General features: G+C 24.9%; 19 protein-coding genes. 6 read left to right on the forward strand and 13 right to left on the reverse strand.

Annotation, left to right across the window (positions count from 1 at the left end; translation table 11 throughout):
* The first annotated feature begins 122 nt into the window (after positions 1-122).
* Together C7380_RS09900 and C7380_RS09905 are read left to right on the forward strand one after the other, a co-directional pair.
* Positions 123-1,148, forward strand: a complete 1,026-nt coding sequence (locus C7380_RS09900) for a succinate--CoA ligase subunit beta (RefSeq protein WP_109605448.1) — start codon at positions 123-125, stop codon at positions 1,146-1,148.
* Positions 1,145-1,984 carry a succinate--CoA ligase subunit alpha gene (locus tag C7380_RS09905; protein ID WP_109605450.1) on the forward strand — a complete coding sequence of 280 codons (840 nt, stop codon included), beginning with the start codon at positions 1,145-1,147 and terminating at the stop codon, positions 1,982-1,984. The genes C7380_RS09900 and C7380_RS09905 overlap by 4 nt, the downstream gene beginning before the upstream one ends.
* Positions 1,985-2,014: 30 nt before the next feature.
* Here the strand turns inward: C7380_RS09905 and C7380_RS09910 are convergent, their stop codons facing one another.
* Complete coding sequence (locus tag C7380_RS09910; protein ID WP_109605452.1) at positions 2,015-3,265, reverse strand: MFS transporter; 1,251 nt, start codon at positions 3,263-3,265, stop codon at positions 2,015-2,017.
* 30 nt (positions 3,266-3,295) lie between these two features.
* Positions 3,296-3,466 carry a hypothetical protein gene (locus C7380_RS13565; RefSeq protein WP_158274871.1) on the reverse strand — a complete coding sequence of 57 codons (171 nt, stop codon included), beginning with the start codon at positions 3,464-3,466 and terminating at the stop codon, positions 3,296-3,298.
* Positions 3,467-3,539: 73 nt separating this feature from the next.
* Between C7380_RS13565 and C7380_RS09915 the strand changes: the two genes are divergently transcribed.
* Positions 3,540-4,076: a 2'-5' RNA ligase family protein gene (locus C7380_RS09915; RefSeq protein WP_109605454.1), complete on the forward strand. Its 537-nt coding sequence runs from the start codon at positions 3,540-3,542 to the stop codon at positions 4,074-4,076.
* A 2-nt stretch (positions 4,077-4,078) separates the two neighbouring features.
* Here C7380_RS09915 and C7380_RS09920 read toward each other — a convergent pair whose 3' ends face one another.
* The 5 genes from C7380_RS09920 to C7380_RS09940 are packed head-to-tail and all read right to left on the reverse strand — an operon-like array spanning position 4,079 to position 7,988.
* Positions 4,079-4,825: a LytR/AlgR family response regulator transcription factor gene (locus tag C7380_RS09920; protein ID WP_109605456.1), complete on the reverse strand. Its 747-nt coding sequence runs from the start codon at positions 4,823-4,825 to the stop codon at positions 4,079-4,081.
* 19 nt (positions 4,826-4,844) lie between these two features.
* Entirely contained in the window at positions 4,845-5,888 is a 1,044-nt protein-coding gene (locus C7380_RS09925) for a sensor histidine kinase (protein WP_109605458.1), read from the reverse strand.
* Complete coding sequence (locus C7380_RS09930; RefSeq protein WP_109605461.1) at positions 5,889-6,572, reverse strand: tetratricopeptide repeat protein; 684 nt, start codon at positions 6,570-6,572, stop codon at positions 5,889-5,891.
* Positions 6,573-6,632: 60 nt separating this feature from the next.
* On the reverse strand, positions 6,633-7,277 hold the full coding sequence (locus C7380_RS09935) for a hypothetical protein (protein WP_109605463.1): 645 nt from the start codon (positions 7,275-7,277) through the stop codon (positions 6,633-6,635).
* 15 nt (positions 7,278-7,292) lie between these two features.
* Positions 7,293-7,988, reverse strand: a complete 696-nt coding sequence (locus C7380_RS09940) for a hypothetical protein (protein WP_109605465.1) — start codon at positions 7,986-7,988, stop codon at positions 7,293-7,295.
* A 158-nt stretch (positions 7,989-8,146) separates the two neighbouring features.
* On the opposite strand from C7380_RS09940, the gene C7380_RS09945 reads away from it, so the two are divergent.
* A complete protein-coding gene (locus tag C7380_RS09945; RefSeq protein WP_109605467.1) occupies positions 8,147-9,073 on the forward strand; it encodes a hypothetical protein in 927 nt (308 codons plus the stop codon).
* 27 nt (positions 9,074-9,100) lie between these two features.
* On the forward strand, positions 9,101-9,556 hold the full coding sequence (locus C7380_RS09950; RefSeq protein WP_109605469.1) for a MarR family winged helix-turn-helix transcriptional regulator: 456 nt from the start codon (positions 9,101-9,103) through the stop codon (positions 9,554-9,556).
* 31 nt (positions 9,557-9,587) lie between these two features.
* Here the strand turns inward: C7380_RS09950 and C7380_RS09955 are convergent, their stop codons facing one another.
* From C7380_RS09955 to C7380_RS09970, 4 genes are all read right to left on the reverse strand, one after another.
* Entirely contained in the window at positions 9,588-11,957 is a 2,370-nt protein-coding gene (locus C7380_RS09955; protein WP_109605471.1) for an EAL domain-containing protein, read from the reverse strand.
* 221 nt (positions 11,958-12,178) lie between these two features.
* On the reverse strand, positions 12,179-12,928 hold the full coding sequence (locus C7380_RS09960; protein WP_109605473.1) for a peptidylprolyl isomerase: 750 nt from the start codon (positions 12,926-12,928) through the stop codon (positions 12,179-12,181).
* 196 nt (positions 12,929-13,124) lie between these two features.
* On the reverse strand, positions 13,125-13,796 hold the full coding sequence (locus tag C7380_RS09965) for a histidinol phosphate phosphatase domain-containing protein (RefSeq protein WP_109605475.1): 672 nt from the start codon (positions 13,794-13,796) through the stop codon (positions 13,125-13,127).
* A complete protein-coding gene (locus tag C7380_RS09970; RefSeq protein ID WP_109605477.1) occupies positions 13,793-14,170 on the reverse strand; it encodes a DUF427 domain-containing protein in 378 nt (125 codons plus the stop codon). The genes C7380_RS09965 and C7380_RS09970 overlap by 4 nt, the downstream gene beginning before the upstream one ends.
* A gap of 311 nt (positions 14,171-14,481) precedes the next feature.
* Here C7380_RS09970 and C7380_RS09975 point away from each other — a divergent pair, with 311 nt between their 5' ends.
* On the forward strand, positions 14,482-14,811 hold the full coding sequence (locus C7380_RS09975; RefSeq protein ID WP_109605479.1) for a hypothetical protein: 330 nt from the start codon (positions 14,482-14,484) through the stop codon (positions 14,809-14,811).
* Positions 14,812-14,822: 11 nt separating this feature from the next.
* Here the strand turns inward: C7380_RS09975 and C7380_RS09980 are convergent, their stop codons facing one another.
* Positions 14,823-16,094, reverse strand: coding sequence for an L-cysteine desulfidase family protein (locus C7380_RS09980; protein WP_109605481.1), 1,272 nt, complete (start codon positions 16,092-16,094; stop codon positions 14,823-14,825).
* A 166-nt stretch (positions 16,095-16,260) separates the two neighbouring features.
* Complete coding sequence (locus C7380_RS09985; RefSeq protein WP_109605483.1) at positions 16,261-17,493, reverse strand: metallopeptidase TldD-related protein; 1,233 nt, start codon at positions 17,491-17,493, stop codon at positions 16,261-16,263.
* Positions 17,494-17,495 lie beyond the last annotated feature (2 nt).

Genomic DNA, 17,495 nt, shown 5'->3' on the forward strand with positions numbered 1-17,495 from the left:
TAACAATTTAATTATAACCTATGGAGGTAAATATCCCTTTTAACATCGTTTAAAATTACTTTAAATAAACGTTTTTAGAATTTAGAAAGATACTACTTTATATAAAAATAAGGAGGTAAATGATGAAAATTCATGAATTTACAGGAAAGAAACTTTTGAGGGAATATGGTATAAATATCCCACAATCTCAATTAATAATAGATAAAATTCCCGAAAAAAGATTGATACCCAGTGTTGCAAAATCGCAAGTTTTAGTTGGTGGAAGGATGAAAGCTGGTGGTGTATTATTTATAAAAAAAGAAGATGAATATACAAATACTATAAATGAACTTCAAAATAAAGAAATAAAAGGAGAACTTCCTTATGGAATACTCGTTGAAGAACTTATAAATATAAAAAAAGAATATTATATATCTATTTTAATAGACAGAGAAGATAGAGATATAAAATGGGTATTTTCTTATGATGGTGGTATAGAAATAGAGAGTTCAGAAAATATAATAAAAGGTACTTATAATGAAGTATTTCTTAAAGCACCGAGAAAAATAAAAGAAATAATGCCTAATTTATATAATCTCTTTATAGAGAAAGATTTAACATTATTAGAAATAAACCCGATAGTTGAAACACAAGATGATGAAATTTATGCACTCGATTGTGTTATGCATGTTGATGATAATGCAATATATAGACAGAAATGGTCTCAAAGATTTCTTGAAAAAACAGATTATAATTTTCACTATGTAGAATTAGAAGGAGATATAGGGGTTATAGGATGTGGTGCTGGAATAGTAATGGCTACTATGGATACTGTTAGCAATTATGGATTAAAACCAGCCAATTTTTTAGATATAGGTGGTGGAGCAGATAAAGAAACTACATTAAAGGCTTTAAATCTTTTAAAAGATAAAGGAATAAAAAATATAGTTATGAATATATTTGGTGGAATAACTCAATGCGATATAATAGCTCAATCTATAGTAGAATTTGAGAAAAAAAACGAAGATATGAAACTTTTTATAAGGCTTACAGGTACTAATGAAGAAAAAGGAAATGAAATACTCTCTGAGAATAATTTGAAAAATTATGAAGATATGGATACTATGATAAAGGCTTTAAAAGGATATTTAAGGGAGTTGGAAATATGATAAATGGAAAAGAAAGAGTATGTGTTCAAGGAATAACGGGAAAATATGGACAATTTCATACAAAAAAAATGAAAGAATATGGAACTAATATAGTATGTGGTGTTTCAAAAAATGATCTCATAGATGAAGTGTATGACATTCCTGTATTAAAAACTATGAAAGAAGCTGTTGAAAAATATAATACTGATACATCAATAATTTTTATTCCAGCTAAAAATGTAAAATCAGCTGTTTTAGAAGCTATAGAAAGTGGTATAAAAAAGATAATAATAATAACTGAACATGTACCAGTTCATGATATGCTTATAATAAAATCTAAAGCAGATGAAAATAAAGTTTTAATAATAGGACCGAATTGTCCAGGTATAATACTTCCAGAAAGATCTAAAATAGGTATAATGCCAGAAAAAGCTTTTAAAAAGGGAGATATAGCTATAATATCAAAAAGTGGTACTTTGATGTATGAAATTGCAGATTATCTTTCAAATAATTCAACAGGTATAAGCATAGGGATTGGATTAGGTGGAGATATGATAATAGGAACTGGATTAAAAGAAGCTTTTGATTATATAATAGAAAATAAAATAAAAAAGGTTATAATAATAGGTGAAGTTGGTGGTAGTGAAGAAATAAAAGGAATAAGATATGCTTTAGAAAATAATTATGATGGCAAAATAAAAGCGTTTTTTGCTGGTCGAACAGCACCGAAAGGAAAAACTATGGGACATGCTGGAGCTATAATTGAAGGATATGAAGGAAGTATAGAATATAAAGAAAAAGTATTGAGTGATTTAAATATAAAGGTTTGCAAGAGTATCAAAGATTTAATATCGTAAAACATAATCCTCAAGTAGATTTAATTAACTTTATCTACTTGAGGATATTTTAAATCTGAATATATTACTTATTAAAATGGAAAAAATGGATAAAACTATTAATGAAATACCGACATTTGAAATGTCTGCTATCAAACCCATGAAAAATATCATTATGGCTGTAAAAATTGTTTCAAATTGAGATTCTGTTGATAAACCAGTTGCCATAGATTTTAGGTCAATTTCTTGAGAAACTTTTGAAACTGCTATTGGTTTTCTCAAATTTTCTATTATATATATTAAAAAGAAAAATATTGTGGATAAATAATAAAGTTCAAATACAAAAAATATACCGCTCATCATACCCGATAAAAGACCAATAATCATAGTTAAATTTAAAGGTTTTTCAAGTGTTTTATATTTTTTTACTATTTTAGAAGAATTTTTTGAAGAAATTGCAGTTAAAATATAAAGTATAAAATATACAATTCCAACAAATATAGAAACTCTTTTTTGATCATTTAAAAATAAAAATATAGGAATATTTAGAGCCAACATCTTAATTATGGGCTGTAAAAAATCTTTCATGCTTTTATAATAACCTGCATAAAAAGATGAATTTATTATAGCTTTTAAAAATTCTTTATTTTTAAAAGAGTTAAAAATTCCTTTAAAAACATTTTTAAAATGTAATTTTATATCTTTTAAATTTATTTTTTGAATATCTCCATCAAGTTCTTTGGGATATGTAGAAAGATTTATTAAATCTATAAAATAAGGTATTATAGAAGCTAAAAATATCATAGAATAATTGCCAGCATATAAAACTAAAATGGCAGCAATTATAGATGAAATAGCTGATCCTATTTGTGACCATGATCTCGTATTTCCATAATATTCAACCTTATAATCTTTCCAGTTTTTAAGACTTAAGTATTCCATTATCATAGCCTTATGTGTACCAGAACGAAATGTTTCTCCAAAAGAATAGAAAATCATAGCAAAAATAAATATAAAAAAAGACTTTGATACATAAAATATAAAAAAAGATACTATGTATGATAAAAAAGAAAATATCATAGATCTTCTTCGGCCTAATCCATCTGCAACTATACCTGTAGGTATTTCTAATAGATTTATCAAAATTTCTCTTATTGCATAAAGAGAACCTATTTCTGTGAAAGAAAGACCTTTTTCCTTTAAAAATAACATGAAAAAAGGTTCAAAAAATCTCAAATTCTTAAAAAAACCATACATACAGAACTTATAATATTGTTTATCTTTTTCGAAATTATTTTTCATCTTTTCCTCCCGATGTATAATATAGATTAATTATAATATATTTTTGTTATAATTAGTTAAAAGAGAACCTATTTCTGTGAAAGAAAGACCTTTTTCCTTTAAAAATAACATGAAAAAAGGTTCAAAAAATCTCAAATTCTTAAAAAAACCATACATACAGAACTTATAATATTGTTTATCTTTTTCGAAATTATTTTTCATCTTTTCCTCCCGATGTATAATATAGATTAATTATAATATATTTTTGTTATAATTAGTTATTGGGAGGGATTAAATGAAAGCATTAATAAGCATATTATCAGAACCTCATTTTTATATAATAAACAAAATCTGGGATGAACTTGAAGATAATTTTGGAGTAAAAAAAATAAAAGATATATTTCCATATCCCCATTTTACTTGGAATATAAGTGGAAATAAATTAGAAAATATAGAAGAAATTCTTTTGAATAAGATTTCAATTTTAGAACCTTTTGAAGTACAAACAAGTGGTTTAGGCATATTTACAGGAGATCGAAATGTTCTATATGTCCCAATAAAATTGAGTAGAAAATTATATGCATATCATAAATATATTTGGGAAATATACGAAGATAAAAGTCAAAATGTTGAATATTATTCTCCCGAAGAATGGTTTCCACATATAACTCTCGCATCTGAAGACATAAATCGAGAAAATATAGGAAATATTGTCTCATATTTATCAAAAAGACAGTTGAATTTTAAAATAAAAATAAACTCAATTTCTCTTATAGACGAAACTGAGCTTGGATTTAATATTATAAAAACTTTTAATTTTAAAATGAAATGAAATTAAAAATCAAGTTCATTTTTTAAAGAAGATAAATAACTTCTACCAACTTTTAGAAGAGTTTTGTTCTTATCTTTTAATTCTATTAAATATTCTCTTAGAAATAATTTTTGTATTTTATTTATTTTATTCAATGAAACGATATAACTTTTATGAATTCTTATAAATTTTTCAGGATTTAATTTTTCTTCAAGTTTTTTTAAACTCGTATCGAAGAACATTTCTTCATCATAAGTGCATAAAAAAGTATATTTATCCTGTGCTTTAAAATAAAAAACATCATCTTCAGGAATGAGTATTATCTCATCATTATTTTTAATAGAAAATCTATTCATATAATTTTCTTTTTGCATTATTTTTTCTAATATATCTATCATTTTATTATCTACTTTTTGATTTTTTTCTTTAATTTTATCCAATGACTTTTTAACTCTTTCGGAATTAGTAGGTTTTAATATATAATCAACGGCATTTTCTTCAAATGCTTGAATTGCATATTTTTCATAAGCCGTTACGAATATTATATAAGGTTCATAATCAATTTCTTGTATGATTTCAAAGCCGGTTTTTCCTGGCATGTTGATATCTAGGAAGAGAAGTTCAGGAGACTTTTCTTTTATCAAATTTAAAGCTTCATTACCATCAGAAGCCTGTGCGACTATATCTATTTCTTCAAATTCAGAAAGGATTTTAACCATTCTTGACATTGAATGTGGTTCATCTTCGGCTATTAAAGTTTTTATTTTCATAATTTTATTTCTCCTTTCATTACTTATAAGGTATTGAAATAGAAACTGTTATACCATAATCTTCATTTTTTAAGATTTTAAAAGAAGACTCATTAGAATAAAGAATTTTAAGTCTTTCTTTTACACTCGTAACACCGAATCCAAATTTAATATTTTCAGATTTAAAGCCTATACCATCATCTTTTATAAGTATCTTTAATCTTTTATTTTCTTTAAAAACTTCTATGTTTATATGCCCTATCCCTATTTTCTTTGAAATCCCATGAATTATGGAGTTTTCAACTATTGGTTCTATTATCAATGGAGGAATTTTAAAATTTTTTAAATTATCTTCGATTTTTATGGTATATTCAAGTCTTTCGCCCAATCTAACTTTTTCTATATCTAAATATTTTTTTACGAGCTCTAATTCTTGATCAAGTGTATACAATTCTGTTTCTGAAGAATATAAAATTTTTCTGTAAATACTGGATAAATTTATTATCATCTCTTCAACCTTTTCAGGAGAAGTATATACTAAATCTATAATCGTATTCAAAGTGTTAAAAAGAAAATGAGGATTTATTTTTGATTGTAAAGCGGCCAGCTCAGATTCGAGTTTTAACTGATTTAATTTTTCATTTTCTTTTATTTTTATCTCGATTTCTTTTTTTAATTTTCTATACACATAAATCATGAAAAATGCCGTTATCAACAATATCATATTTGATATCAGTAGAAAATTTTGAAATGTTTTATCATAACTTATGAACTGTATTTTAAATATCATATTTGAAAGCAATACAGAAAGTTGAATACCGGTAAAAAGTGAAAAAGTACCTATGAAAATTTTTATTAAAATGTTGAAAAATTTAATTTCTATTTTATCATTTATCAGATTATTAATTATAGAACTTATAAAATAGTATATTAAACCAATAGTGTTTGAAAATAATAAAGCTATTTCAAGATTTAAAATAAAATTATAAAATGTTCCAGTATATAATAATATCAAAGCAGAAAGCATAAAAGCTGAAATCTGATTTATTATAATTATTTTGATAAACTTTTTAATTTTAAACAATCATTTCACCTTCTGAATTCCAAGTAATAAATCTATAGATTTTTCTGCTCTCTGTGATTCTATAGTATTTGGAAATTCTTTTATTATTTTATTATAAATTTCAATAGCGGAATAAAAATCTTTTTTCAATTCAAAAATTTTAGCGAGTCTTGAATAAATTTTTAATTTTTGATCATATATTTCAGATTCAAAATTTTCTAAAAGATATTTATAATCCGTTATTATAGCATTTTCACAGAATTCAAATTCTAAAAGGTTATAACATGATTCCGCTCTTATGAGTCTGAATTCTATGTTATCAAATTCAAGATTTACAGCCATTTCCATTTCTTTAAAGGCTGTATTAACATACCATAGTTTAATTGGAGAAAACCATGTATATTCACTTATTTTAGCAAGAACACTACCATATCTAAGATGTGCCTCATTTAAATCTTCATCAATTCTAAAAGCTTTTTCAAAAAGTATTTTTGCAGTTTCTAAAGATTCTCTATCACCATTTTTACCAAGTATTTCATATAATTTTGCAAGTTCAAGAGTTGATATTGCATCATCTGGATTTATACTTATTATTTTTTCGTATTTTTGTATACCTTCTATTATTTCTACTATGTTCAAAGAACCAGAAAAAGTTATCAATGTCGATGAAAATAAAATAAATATAAAAAAGTATTTTTTGAACATATAAATTCCCCTTTGGTATTTTAAGAGAAGGCGGTTAAATAACCGCCTTATTGAATTTTATTAATAACCAAAAACTATACCAGCAGATAATTCATAAAAGTTAATGCCTTTGTTTTCAAGACCTTTCACTCTATCGCCAGATTCAAATTTCCATCCATCAAATGATACACCTACTGTATATTTTCCTTTTATAAAAAATCCAAAAAAATCTGTAGGTTTTAAGGTTATGCCAATATAAGGAGATACGATAAAACTATCAATAGATATAGTATTTATATAAGGAGAAGATCCATCTATAAATCCTTCTTTATCTTTATTAACTCCATCTTGATAGACATCTATTTTTTGTGTAAATCCACCAAGTCCAAGTCCTGCATCTAATGAAACAAAGTTAAAAGTGTCATAAGAAGTACCTATTAAAAATGCTCCATAAGAAGCCGAAAATTTATATTTATCTTTTTTTGAAGAGTATCCATCAAAACCTTCTCCACCTAAAAATATAGGGCCAGAACCTATTCTTCCCATTCCACCGCCACCAAAAGCAAAAATCCCTTCTGAAAAACCTAATTTAACAGTATCTTTTATAGGATTTAAAAGTTGATCTCCTGGAATATAACTAACACTTGGCCAACCACCACCAAATTTAAGAGAAAAAGCAGAAACCGCCATTAATGTTATCAATAATAATGTTATAACTTTTTTCATTTTTTCAACCTCCCATTAAAAAAATTTTTTATTTATAAATATATTTTTAGAAGAGTAAAGATTAAGAGTTTTACCAAGGTTTGTATATAAATCTATACTTCCTCCTATACCAGTTATAGTCATTTTTGAAGATATATCATCTTTAAATCTTATTATTCCATTTATTCCGACAGAATCTATGATAAAAATTTTATTATCATAAATATTAACATCTATATCCAAACCAACTCCATTTATATTTATGTTATTTGAATTAAAATCACCCTTTAAAGAAATGCCAGTGCCACTTATATCTAGGTTTTTAGAATTAAAATTAGAATTTGAAATCAATTCATTTGTAGAAATTTTTATATTATCAGCAGAAATTTCTCCCGAAATTTTTAATTTCAAAGTATTTATTTCCACATCTTTAAACTTTTCTTTTGTTCCTATTATTATTTTTATTTCATCGGAAATATAATTTTCATCTGCATATATACTCAATGTATCATTTTCAAAATTTGTTTTTAATTTTGAATTATATTCAATATCAGTTTTGTTTTCATCAAATTCTATTTTAAAATTGTTACCATATATTTTTAAGTTTTTAGGGGTATTTATTTTAATATCTGGATTTATAACTGCTTTATTTACATTAGGATATCTCATATTTCCTGATATTGTTATTAATATTACAACGATAAAAGGTATTATAAAATTTTTTAATTCCATAATATTCTCCTCCTTAAACTTTCATTTATATTATAATTTATATAAGCAATAAAAACAATAGCTATATGATAAAAAGTACAAAATAAAGAATTAATTGGACTTTTTAGAAGTTATTATATATAATTAATATAATAATAAAATTAACAGGAGGTGTTTTTATGGAACTCGATGATAAAATAATAAAAACTAAGTACAGATTAGATGAAAAAAATAAACTTTTAAAAAGAATAGAAAAAGCAGAGATGGAATTGAACAAAACTAAAATTGAATTAATAGACTATAAAGATAAACTTGATAAAGAGTATAAAGATGTTGAAAAATTAGAAAATCTATCCATAAGTTCTATATTTTATAATATAATAGGTAGCAAAGAGAATAAACTTCATGAAGAAAGAAAAGAATATCTTGAAGCAAAATATAAATATGAAACTTGTAAACATGAAGTTGAAAATATAAAAAGAGATATAGATTATATGAATAAATTGCTAAAAGATTATATTGGTATAGAAGAAGAGTATGAAGAACTTATAAAAGAAAAGACAGAGATCATTTCAAATTCGAATGATGAAAATTCAAAAAAAATTGAAGAAATTTTTGAAAGAATAAAAACTAATAGTTCTTATATAACAGAATTAAATGAAGCGATAAAAGCGGGAGAAAATGCTTTAACCTCACTTGAAAAAGTTATAGATTCATTAAAAAGTGCAAGAAATTATGGCCTATGGGACATGTTTGGTGGGGGAATGCTTTCTACAATGTTGAAAAGAAATAAGATGGATGAAGCCAATCAACTTGCTACATATGCTCAACATGATATATTAAAGTTTCAAGCTGAAATGCAAGATGTAAATATAGCATTAAACTCGAGTTTTTCTTATGAAGGATTTGGAAGATTTGCCGATTATTTTTTTGATGGTTTATTTGTCGATTGGATAGTTCAAAATGGAATAAATAAAACTTTAGATAATACAGTATATACATACAATGAAATAGAAAGACTTCTATCTGAATTAAGAATTAAATTAAAAGATGTAGAACAAAATATACAAAGACTTGAAGAAGAAAAAAATACTTTTATTAAATAATTTTGAAATTCCTGGAGGGATTTATTTATGGATGATGGATATGACTGTAAAAAGTACTTTGGGAGATACATAAGCATAATATCCAGAAATTTATTTTATTATATTTCTAAAGAAATGAATGATATAGGTATAGGCAAAATAGATTTTGAAGTTTTAGTCTTATTATATGATAGAGAAGGGATATGTCAAGAAGGAATAGTAAGTATTTTAAAACTTGATAAAATGACAGTTGCAAAATCAATAAAAAAACTCACTGAAATGGAATATATAATAAAAGTCAAAGATAGAGAAGACAAAAGAAAAAGTAGTATATATTTAACAAATAAAGGACTCAAAATAAAAGAAAAAATATGTTGTGTGAAAAAAGAAATAAATGATATCTTTTTGAAAGATTTTAATGAAACAGAAATAGAACTTTTTACGAAACTTCTATATAAAATAAGTAAAAATGCAGTTGATGAAATATCAGAAACAAAGTGTTAAAAAACTGATGTATAAATATATACATCAGTTTTTATTTTATTATAAAAGATTTAAAAATATTTAATCTAACAGGGGGAGAAAAATAATATCCTTGTATTTCATCACAACTCTTCTCTTTCAAAAAATTAAGTTGAAAATCTGTTTCAACTCCCTCAGCAAGTACTTTTAATCTCATGTTTTTTGCCATTGCTATTATTGTGGAAGTTATTTCTTGAGAATTTTTATCCGTTTCGAGATCTTTTATAAAACTCATATCTATTTTTAATTTATCTATTGGGAATTTTCTCAAATAACTCAAAGATGAATATCCAGTACCAAAATCATCTATTGAAAGTCGTATACCAAAACTCTTTAAAGTATCTAATTTTTTTATTACCATTTCAACATTCTCAACCATTATAGTTTCTGTTAATTCTAATTCTAAGAGATTTGGATCTATATTAGAATTCTCTATTTCATTTTTAATTATTTTTAAAAAATTTTTATTTTTAAAAAATGTATCTGATATATTTATCGAAATAGGAATCTTTATATTTTTTTCCATGAAAGATTTTATTTCAGATGTAACTTCTTTTAAAACAAAAATATCTATATCTTGTATTAAGCCACTTTCTTCGGCAACTTTCATGAACATTCCAGGGCTTACAGTACCAAGTTCTGGATGATTCCATCTTATGAGAGCTTCAGCACCAATTGGAATACCACTTTTTAAACTGACCTGTGGTTGATAGTATACTTCTAATTCTTTTGTTTTTATGGCTTCTTCAAGTTCATTTTCAATTTTAATTCTTTTTTGAATTTTATCGTATAAATTGGAAGAGTAAAAACTATAATTGTTTACACCACTTCTTTTTGCCGCATAAAGAGCCATTCTTGCACTATTTATAAGCTCATTTATATCATTGCTATCATATGGTGAGGTGCTTATTCCTATATTATATTTTAAAATTATTTTATTTTTATCTATTACAAATGGATCTATAAGAATATTTAATAGTTCTAAAATAGTTTTATATAAATCTTTTTCCATATTATTCTTTGTGAAGATACAAAACTCATTCGTAGAAAATCTTGAAATAATAGCATCTTTACTCCAAAAATTCATAAGCCTTTTTTTTATAGCCTTTATTAATTTATCACCTTTTAAAAAGCCATAAGTATTGTTTATAGTGCTAAAATTTTTGATATCTATTAATAATAAAGCATATTTATTGAGTTTGTTTTCATTTATAAGCATTTGAGCTTTTTCTATAAAATATTCTTGATTCGGTAATTCTGTCAAAGGATCATATCTTTTAAATATTTCAAGTTCAGATTGAGCCTTTCTCTCGATAGTTATATCATTAAATATACCTATATATCCATTAATTACTGAATTACTCTCTTTCAATTCAAATATATTAAACTTAAGAACTATCAATTCTCCATCTTTTCTTTTATCCCATATAGTTCCAGACCAATATCCATTTTTTCTTATGCTCATCCACATATTTTCATAAAAATCTTTATCATGATAACTCGAACTCAAAACTTTAGGACTTTTACCTATTATTTCTTCTCTATTGTATCCTGTGATTTTAGAAAATGCACCATTTACCCTTATTATTTGTTTAGAGGTATTTACGATCATTAGACCTTCACTAATCTTTTCAAAAAAAGATTTATTCATTACAATATCTCTTTGAAGTTTTACAATATCTGTTATATCTTTTAAAAGAATTATAATACTTTCATGATGTTTTTGAGCCGTTACAGATAACCATTTTTCATTCTTACTTTCTATTTTTATTTTTTCTTCCCAATAATTGTATCTTTTCAAAGAATTTATCATTTTGCGATAAGATTCTTTTAGATAATCAATATTATTAAATTCATTTTTTATTGCATAATTAATTTCCTCAAAATCAAAACCTATTAAGTCTTTCAGATTTGGCGAAGCTATTATAGTATTATTTTGTTTATTTATTTCTATTATTGCCGATTTGTTTATAGTCATTGCAGTATCATACATATTTTTAATACCCGTAATAGTAACTTCTTTTTCAACCTTATCTGTCACATCGAGAATATATCCATCAACATAATCAGAATTGTTTTCGCTGAGTCTGTTATAATCATATACCCAAATATATTTACCATCTTTCCTTTTCAAACGAAAATAATCAAATTCATAAAAATTTTTTTCTTTTTTTTGAGCTTCAAAAACTTGATTTTCTACATGAGAAATATCATCTGGATGTATTAAATCCTTGAACCTTAAATTACCGTCTAGAAATTCTGAACTGTTGTATCCCAAAACTTCTTTAACATTTTGAGAAACAAAAAGTATAGGCCAATCATTATTTTTACTCCATCTGAATAGAACAACAGGCCCTTTTAGAAAAAAGTTTAAAATATTCATATAAAAAATCCCGCCTTTAGTATATTATATAAGCTATATCCCTTAATTTTATTTTAATATAATATTGTTAATTATATATTTTAATTATTGAAAAATTTAAAATAAAAAAGGCCTGCATAAATGCAGGCTAAAAATTTTTTGGGGATTTATATTCGGGGGGTAACTCTAGATTACCAACTCTGAATACATTTTAATATTTTAATCTTAATTCTTACTTAAAATTATTTATTGATGATTACTTCATATTTTTTTTCTAATTCTTTTCCTTTATTCATATATATTTCAGATTGTTTATAAACCATTAATTGTTGTTTGATATTATCCTTAACTTCATCAAATTTCATTACACTTGCTTCTTTTTTATCTGTTAATTTTATTATATGGAATCCAAATTGAGTTTTTACTGGTTCACTTAAATCTTCTTTATTCATTTTAAAAGCTGCTTGTTCAAATTCAGGTACCATTTGTCCCTTTCCAAAGAATCCTAAGTCTCCACCATTGTTTTTTGAAGGACAAGAAGAATATTCTTTAGCAGCATCTTCAAATGATTTTCCATTTTCGAGTTCTTTTATTATTTCATTAGCTTTATCTTCTGAATCAACTAAAATATGACTTGCTTTTACTTGTTCGCCTTGTTGAAAAGCATTTGTATTTTCATCATAATAATTTTTTGCATCTTCATCTGTAACTTCTATAGTATCGAATAGTCTACCAATTGCGAATTGTTTTAAAATTTCTCTTTTTGCGAGTTCAACTTCTTTAAGAAATTGTTCATCTTTATCAAGATCTGTATCTAAAGCTTCTAAATACATTAATTCTTGATTTATGAGTTCTCTTAATAAACTTTCTTGACCTTGAGGTGTTTGAAATTGAGCTGCTCTTTGAGGACCTATTCTTTGTAATAATATATCCACATCTTTTTGAGTTATTTCTTTACCATTAACTGTAGCTAATACTTTGTTTTCTGACATTAAAAACTCTCCTTTAATAAAAATTTGATTAAAATAATTATATTTTAATCTCAATATTTCTTTCCTTTTAATAATAACAGAATTACATTGAATATTCAAAATATTTCTGTTATTAATAATTAAAAATATAATTTATTGAACAGAATAAAATGCCGAACACAAGGTTTGATGTGATCGGCATAGATTTAAGCATATATCATATATCATTAATTTTATTTATAAACAATTTTGGATTTTTTTCCATTATTTCGATTAAATTTTCTTCTGAAATTCCAGAACCAAGACCTATTTTAAAAGCTTTCTCATAATTACAAAAATCATCTGGAGTATGTACATCACTGTTTATAAGTATTTTGGCGTTATTCTTAATTGCAAGTCTTGCTACATGACCATTTGTTAAGGCATGGCTTTTTCTTGTAGTTATTTCAATATAAATATCATTTTTTACTGCTTGTATAATATCTTCTTCTGATATTAGACCTGGATGGGCTAATATATCCACATAATTAGATCTTACGGCATAATAATTTGTTTTTAGAGGAACAGGTTCTGAGATGGTTTCTCCATGTACTACAACAATTTTTGCTCCTATATTTTTTGCATATTTTGCCATTTCATCTATCAAATTTGGAGGAACATGAGTTATTTCAATTCCAGCGAATATATCGATGTCTTTATAGAATTTTGATTCATTTTTTATGAAATTTAACAAATTTTTAATTATAAAATCTATATTTGAATAATCTGCATGATCTGTTAAAGCAATTGCAGAATAATTGTTTTTAATAGCCCAACTTATTTGTTCTGAAGGGGTTAAAACTCCATCAGATAAAAGAGTATGGGTATGAAAATCGTACCTTTTCTTCAAATTATATCATCGCCTAATACAACCTTATCCATTTTTTCTGGCAAAAAAGATATATAGTTTTCAAGTATTGTGTATCCATCATTTGGTTTTGAATATATAAAAGCGGCATTTTCAACCTTAGTATTTTCAAGTATTAGATCATAAAAATCTGATATACCTATAATTGGAGATGTATAATGTTTATCAGATTTTTTTAAATATTTTGTATGTACATTATTGAGATTTATAAAATAAATCGGAGTGAGATCTTTCTTTAAAATCTTTAGAGGTCTACTGCTTTTTGCAATTTCTTTTGAATCAAAGTACACTATTATTTCTTTTTTTACAAGTTCAATTATTGGAGTTTCTGGATATTCTAATTTGTTTTCTAACATATTTTCCCGTTATATAAAATTTACGATTGGCTCAAAATATTGGCTTTAGTAAACTTATAACGGTTTTCACCTTCCTTTCTAATATCAATTTTATCGAGATTTTTCTCTACTTTTTTAACTACTTTTTAAGTCTTTTAAACTAATACTAAGTATTAAATTTTTATATATTTAAAAAATAATTATAAATTTAATTAAGGAAGGAATATAGAAAACATCCATTATCATATTATATAATATTTTAAAGGTTTTACAAAATAGAATGAAGTTTATGATAAAATAGTCTTGAATTTATCTAAAAGAGGAGAAAGAATATGATAAAAAGAATTCTTAAATATAAATTATTTTATTTTGGAGTCATTGTTGAAAGTATCAGATTTATATTGAACTTATATATTACTTTTTACAATTTATTTTCCAATTCTATGATTTTTGGTGTAGATGTATGGCTAAACTTTGTAGTTTGGGGTATGGGAATATATGGGTTTTGGATTTTTAAAAGATGGTCTATAATAGTATTTACAGCTGTTCAAGTTTTGTTTCTATATAGTTCATTTGCCATGGGGGTTTTTAATATATTTAATTTCGTAATTCCGCTCTATGTAATAATAATGTCTTTTATATATAGAAAAGAGATGAATTAATCATCTCTTTTTCAATTTCTTCCTTCAAGTATCGATATTATAAGTGTATCAAGTTTTTTCATTCCATTTAAATTCATTTTTTGTATATTTTTTATACTTTCACTGCAACAATTACCTATAAAGCCTTGATTAGTATCCACATAAAGCTCTTTATCTGCCATCAATGCCGATATATAAGCTTCATGTGCTGCAATTCCAACTCTAAATGCACAGCTTTCTTTTGCTCCATCACATATAACTCCAGTTGTGTTTGAAATCATAGTATCTATTGCACAAAGCATTTTTTTGATGTTTTTATTCATTAAATAACTTATTCCAGCAGTAGCTCCAGCACCAGCTGAGTAAAAAGCACCACAAATAGGTGCAAGCTTTCCCACTATATATTTTATATATCCCGATAGGAAATGGCTAATTGCAACAGCTTTTGCGATTTCTTCATCTGTGTTTGAATTATTTCTTCCAAATAAATATACTGGAATAGTTGTTACAATACCTTGATTTCCAGAACCTCCAGAACTCATTATGGTTATATCTGCGCCAGTCATTCTTGTAAAAGAAGCAGCTGAAGAAAACTTTCTTATTTTTTCTGATAATATATCATCAGAAAAAATTTCACTCAATACAATCCCAGTTTTTTCTACAAATTTATCATTCTTATTTAAACAATAATTAGCAGCTTTCATGTTTAAGTCTATTCCTTGAAATATAAAATCAATGTCTTTTGAATCCATATCAGAAGAAATATTAATTATTTCTTCTAAAGATATATTTTCAAGATTATATTTTTCAAAAAAATTTTTCTTAATACTTCCCTCTGATTCAGAAGAAAATATAACTTTTGAATTTAATATAATTTTTTCTATACCAGTATGTGAATTACGTATTATACATTCTGATATATTATTATATATATCTTCAACAATAGCATGTATAAAAATTCCAGGTTCTTCACAATAATTTATTTTTACTCTATTATTTTTTATGAGATCCTGAGCGTCTTTTTTATCTTTTTCTTTTGAATAATAAAGAAGGTTTAGATCTAATAAATCTGGAGATATAACAGCACCTAAAGCAGCCGCTGTTTTGTTACCTTTTAAACCTTTAGTTCCAGGAATTGAAACATATAAACCATTTTTATATATACTTTTGCTGACTATTACTTCCACTTTTGAAATTTTTTCTTTTAATTCTTTTTTTGCCCTTGCTACAGATAAAGCAACTGCAGCGGGCTCCGTACAGCCCATAGCTGGTTTTACTTCTTCTGTTAAATATTCTTTTATCATATTTACATCCCCAATCTTTTTATATTCTATATATACATTTTAAATACTTTTTACCTAATAGTCAATTTTATAATTTGATTAAAAATATGGTTTAAAGACAAATAAAATCAAAATTATAAAAAAAGAACCTTTTAGATTAAGATTAAAACTAAAAGGTTCTAAAGATTTAAAGTTTTTCAACTTTCATTTTAATTACATTTATAGTTTGATTATCATCAAACAGAGTATTATTACATGTTCCAAGATAATCTTTTCCATACATTTTATAAATATCAGAAGAAATATTTATTTCTGGTATCTTACCCAATAAACTTTCACCATCTGTCAAATAAGCTGTTTGTACAGGAGATGCAAATACACCATCAGAAGTAAAATCTCCTCCTGAGGCTAAATGGCATAGTATTGCTTTTTTACCATTTAAAATATCTTTTAATGATTTGTGAGTATTTTTTATTTTAAAATTACAAGGAATAATTGAAGGAACTGAATCATACTCTCCACCGGCACTTCCGGTTAATGGAAGATTGAATAATTTTGAAGATTTTTTATCTGTATAAGGAGATTTTAAAATTCCATTTTCAATTAAAGCTGTTCTAAATCCTACTTTTTCAAAAGTACCCTCTGAATCAAAAAAATGTGAGAAATTATTATCTTGAGGATTATTTGATTGATATAATGTAAAATTCTCTGCAAAAATTTTTTCATTCATTTTATTAGAAAATATAGAGCCTCCAGAACCAAATATCATTCCATGTAAATCATGATAGAATTTTAATTTTGGTAGACCTTCATTTTCAAAAAATATTATAGGATAAGTCCCATTTTTTATATCGATGTTCTTTAAATGCGTTTTACATATTTTTTCTGTGATTTCATAAGCTTTATTAAAGTTATCTTCAAATCCATCATATCCAGAAAAAGAATCCATTATATTAGAAGAATTTTTATCTTTAATCAAAAAGCCTAAAGAATAATAATTTAATTCTGATTTTAATTCAGTTTTTAAATCATTTTTTAAATACTTTATTTTATTAATTTTTTTAATTCCAAAAGAAAAAATAAATTGTGGAATATTAGTTCTAAACTTTTCAAGAATTTCTTCTGTTTTTTCTAACAATAAATCATTTGATATTACATCTTTTCCAAATTTCAGACTTAAATTTTCGTTTTCAGTCAGTTTAAAATCATATGGTATTTTATAATTCAAAGCTTTTTCAGCTTTTTTAATCAATTCATCTTCTTCATAATTCCCCATTTTTCCAGCTATTCCTATAAAGCCATCATTATAAAGTCTTAAAGCATTTTCTTCAATTTGTTTTTTTCTAATAGATTCTACTTTTGTATCGGCTATTTTTATAAACGTTTCATTGATTTTTATTTTAAAAAACTCTTTAATCATAA

The organism is Oceanotoga teriensis (genome assembly GCF_003148465.1).
Taxonomy (GTDB): Bacteria; Thermotogota; Thermotogae; order Petrotogales; family Petrotogaceae; genus Oceanotoga; species Oceanotoga teriensis.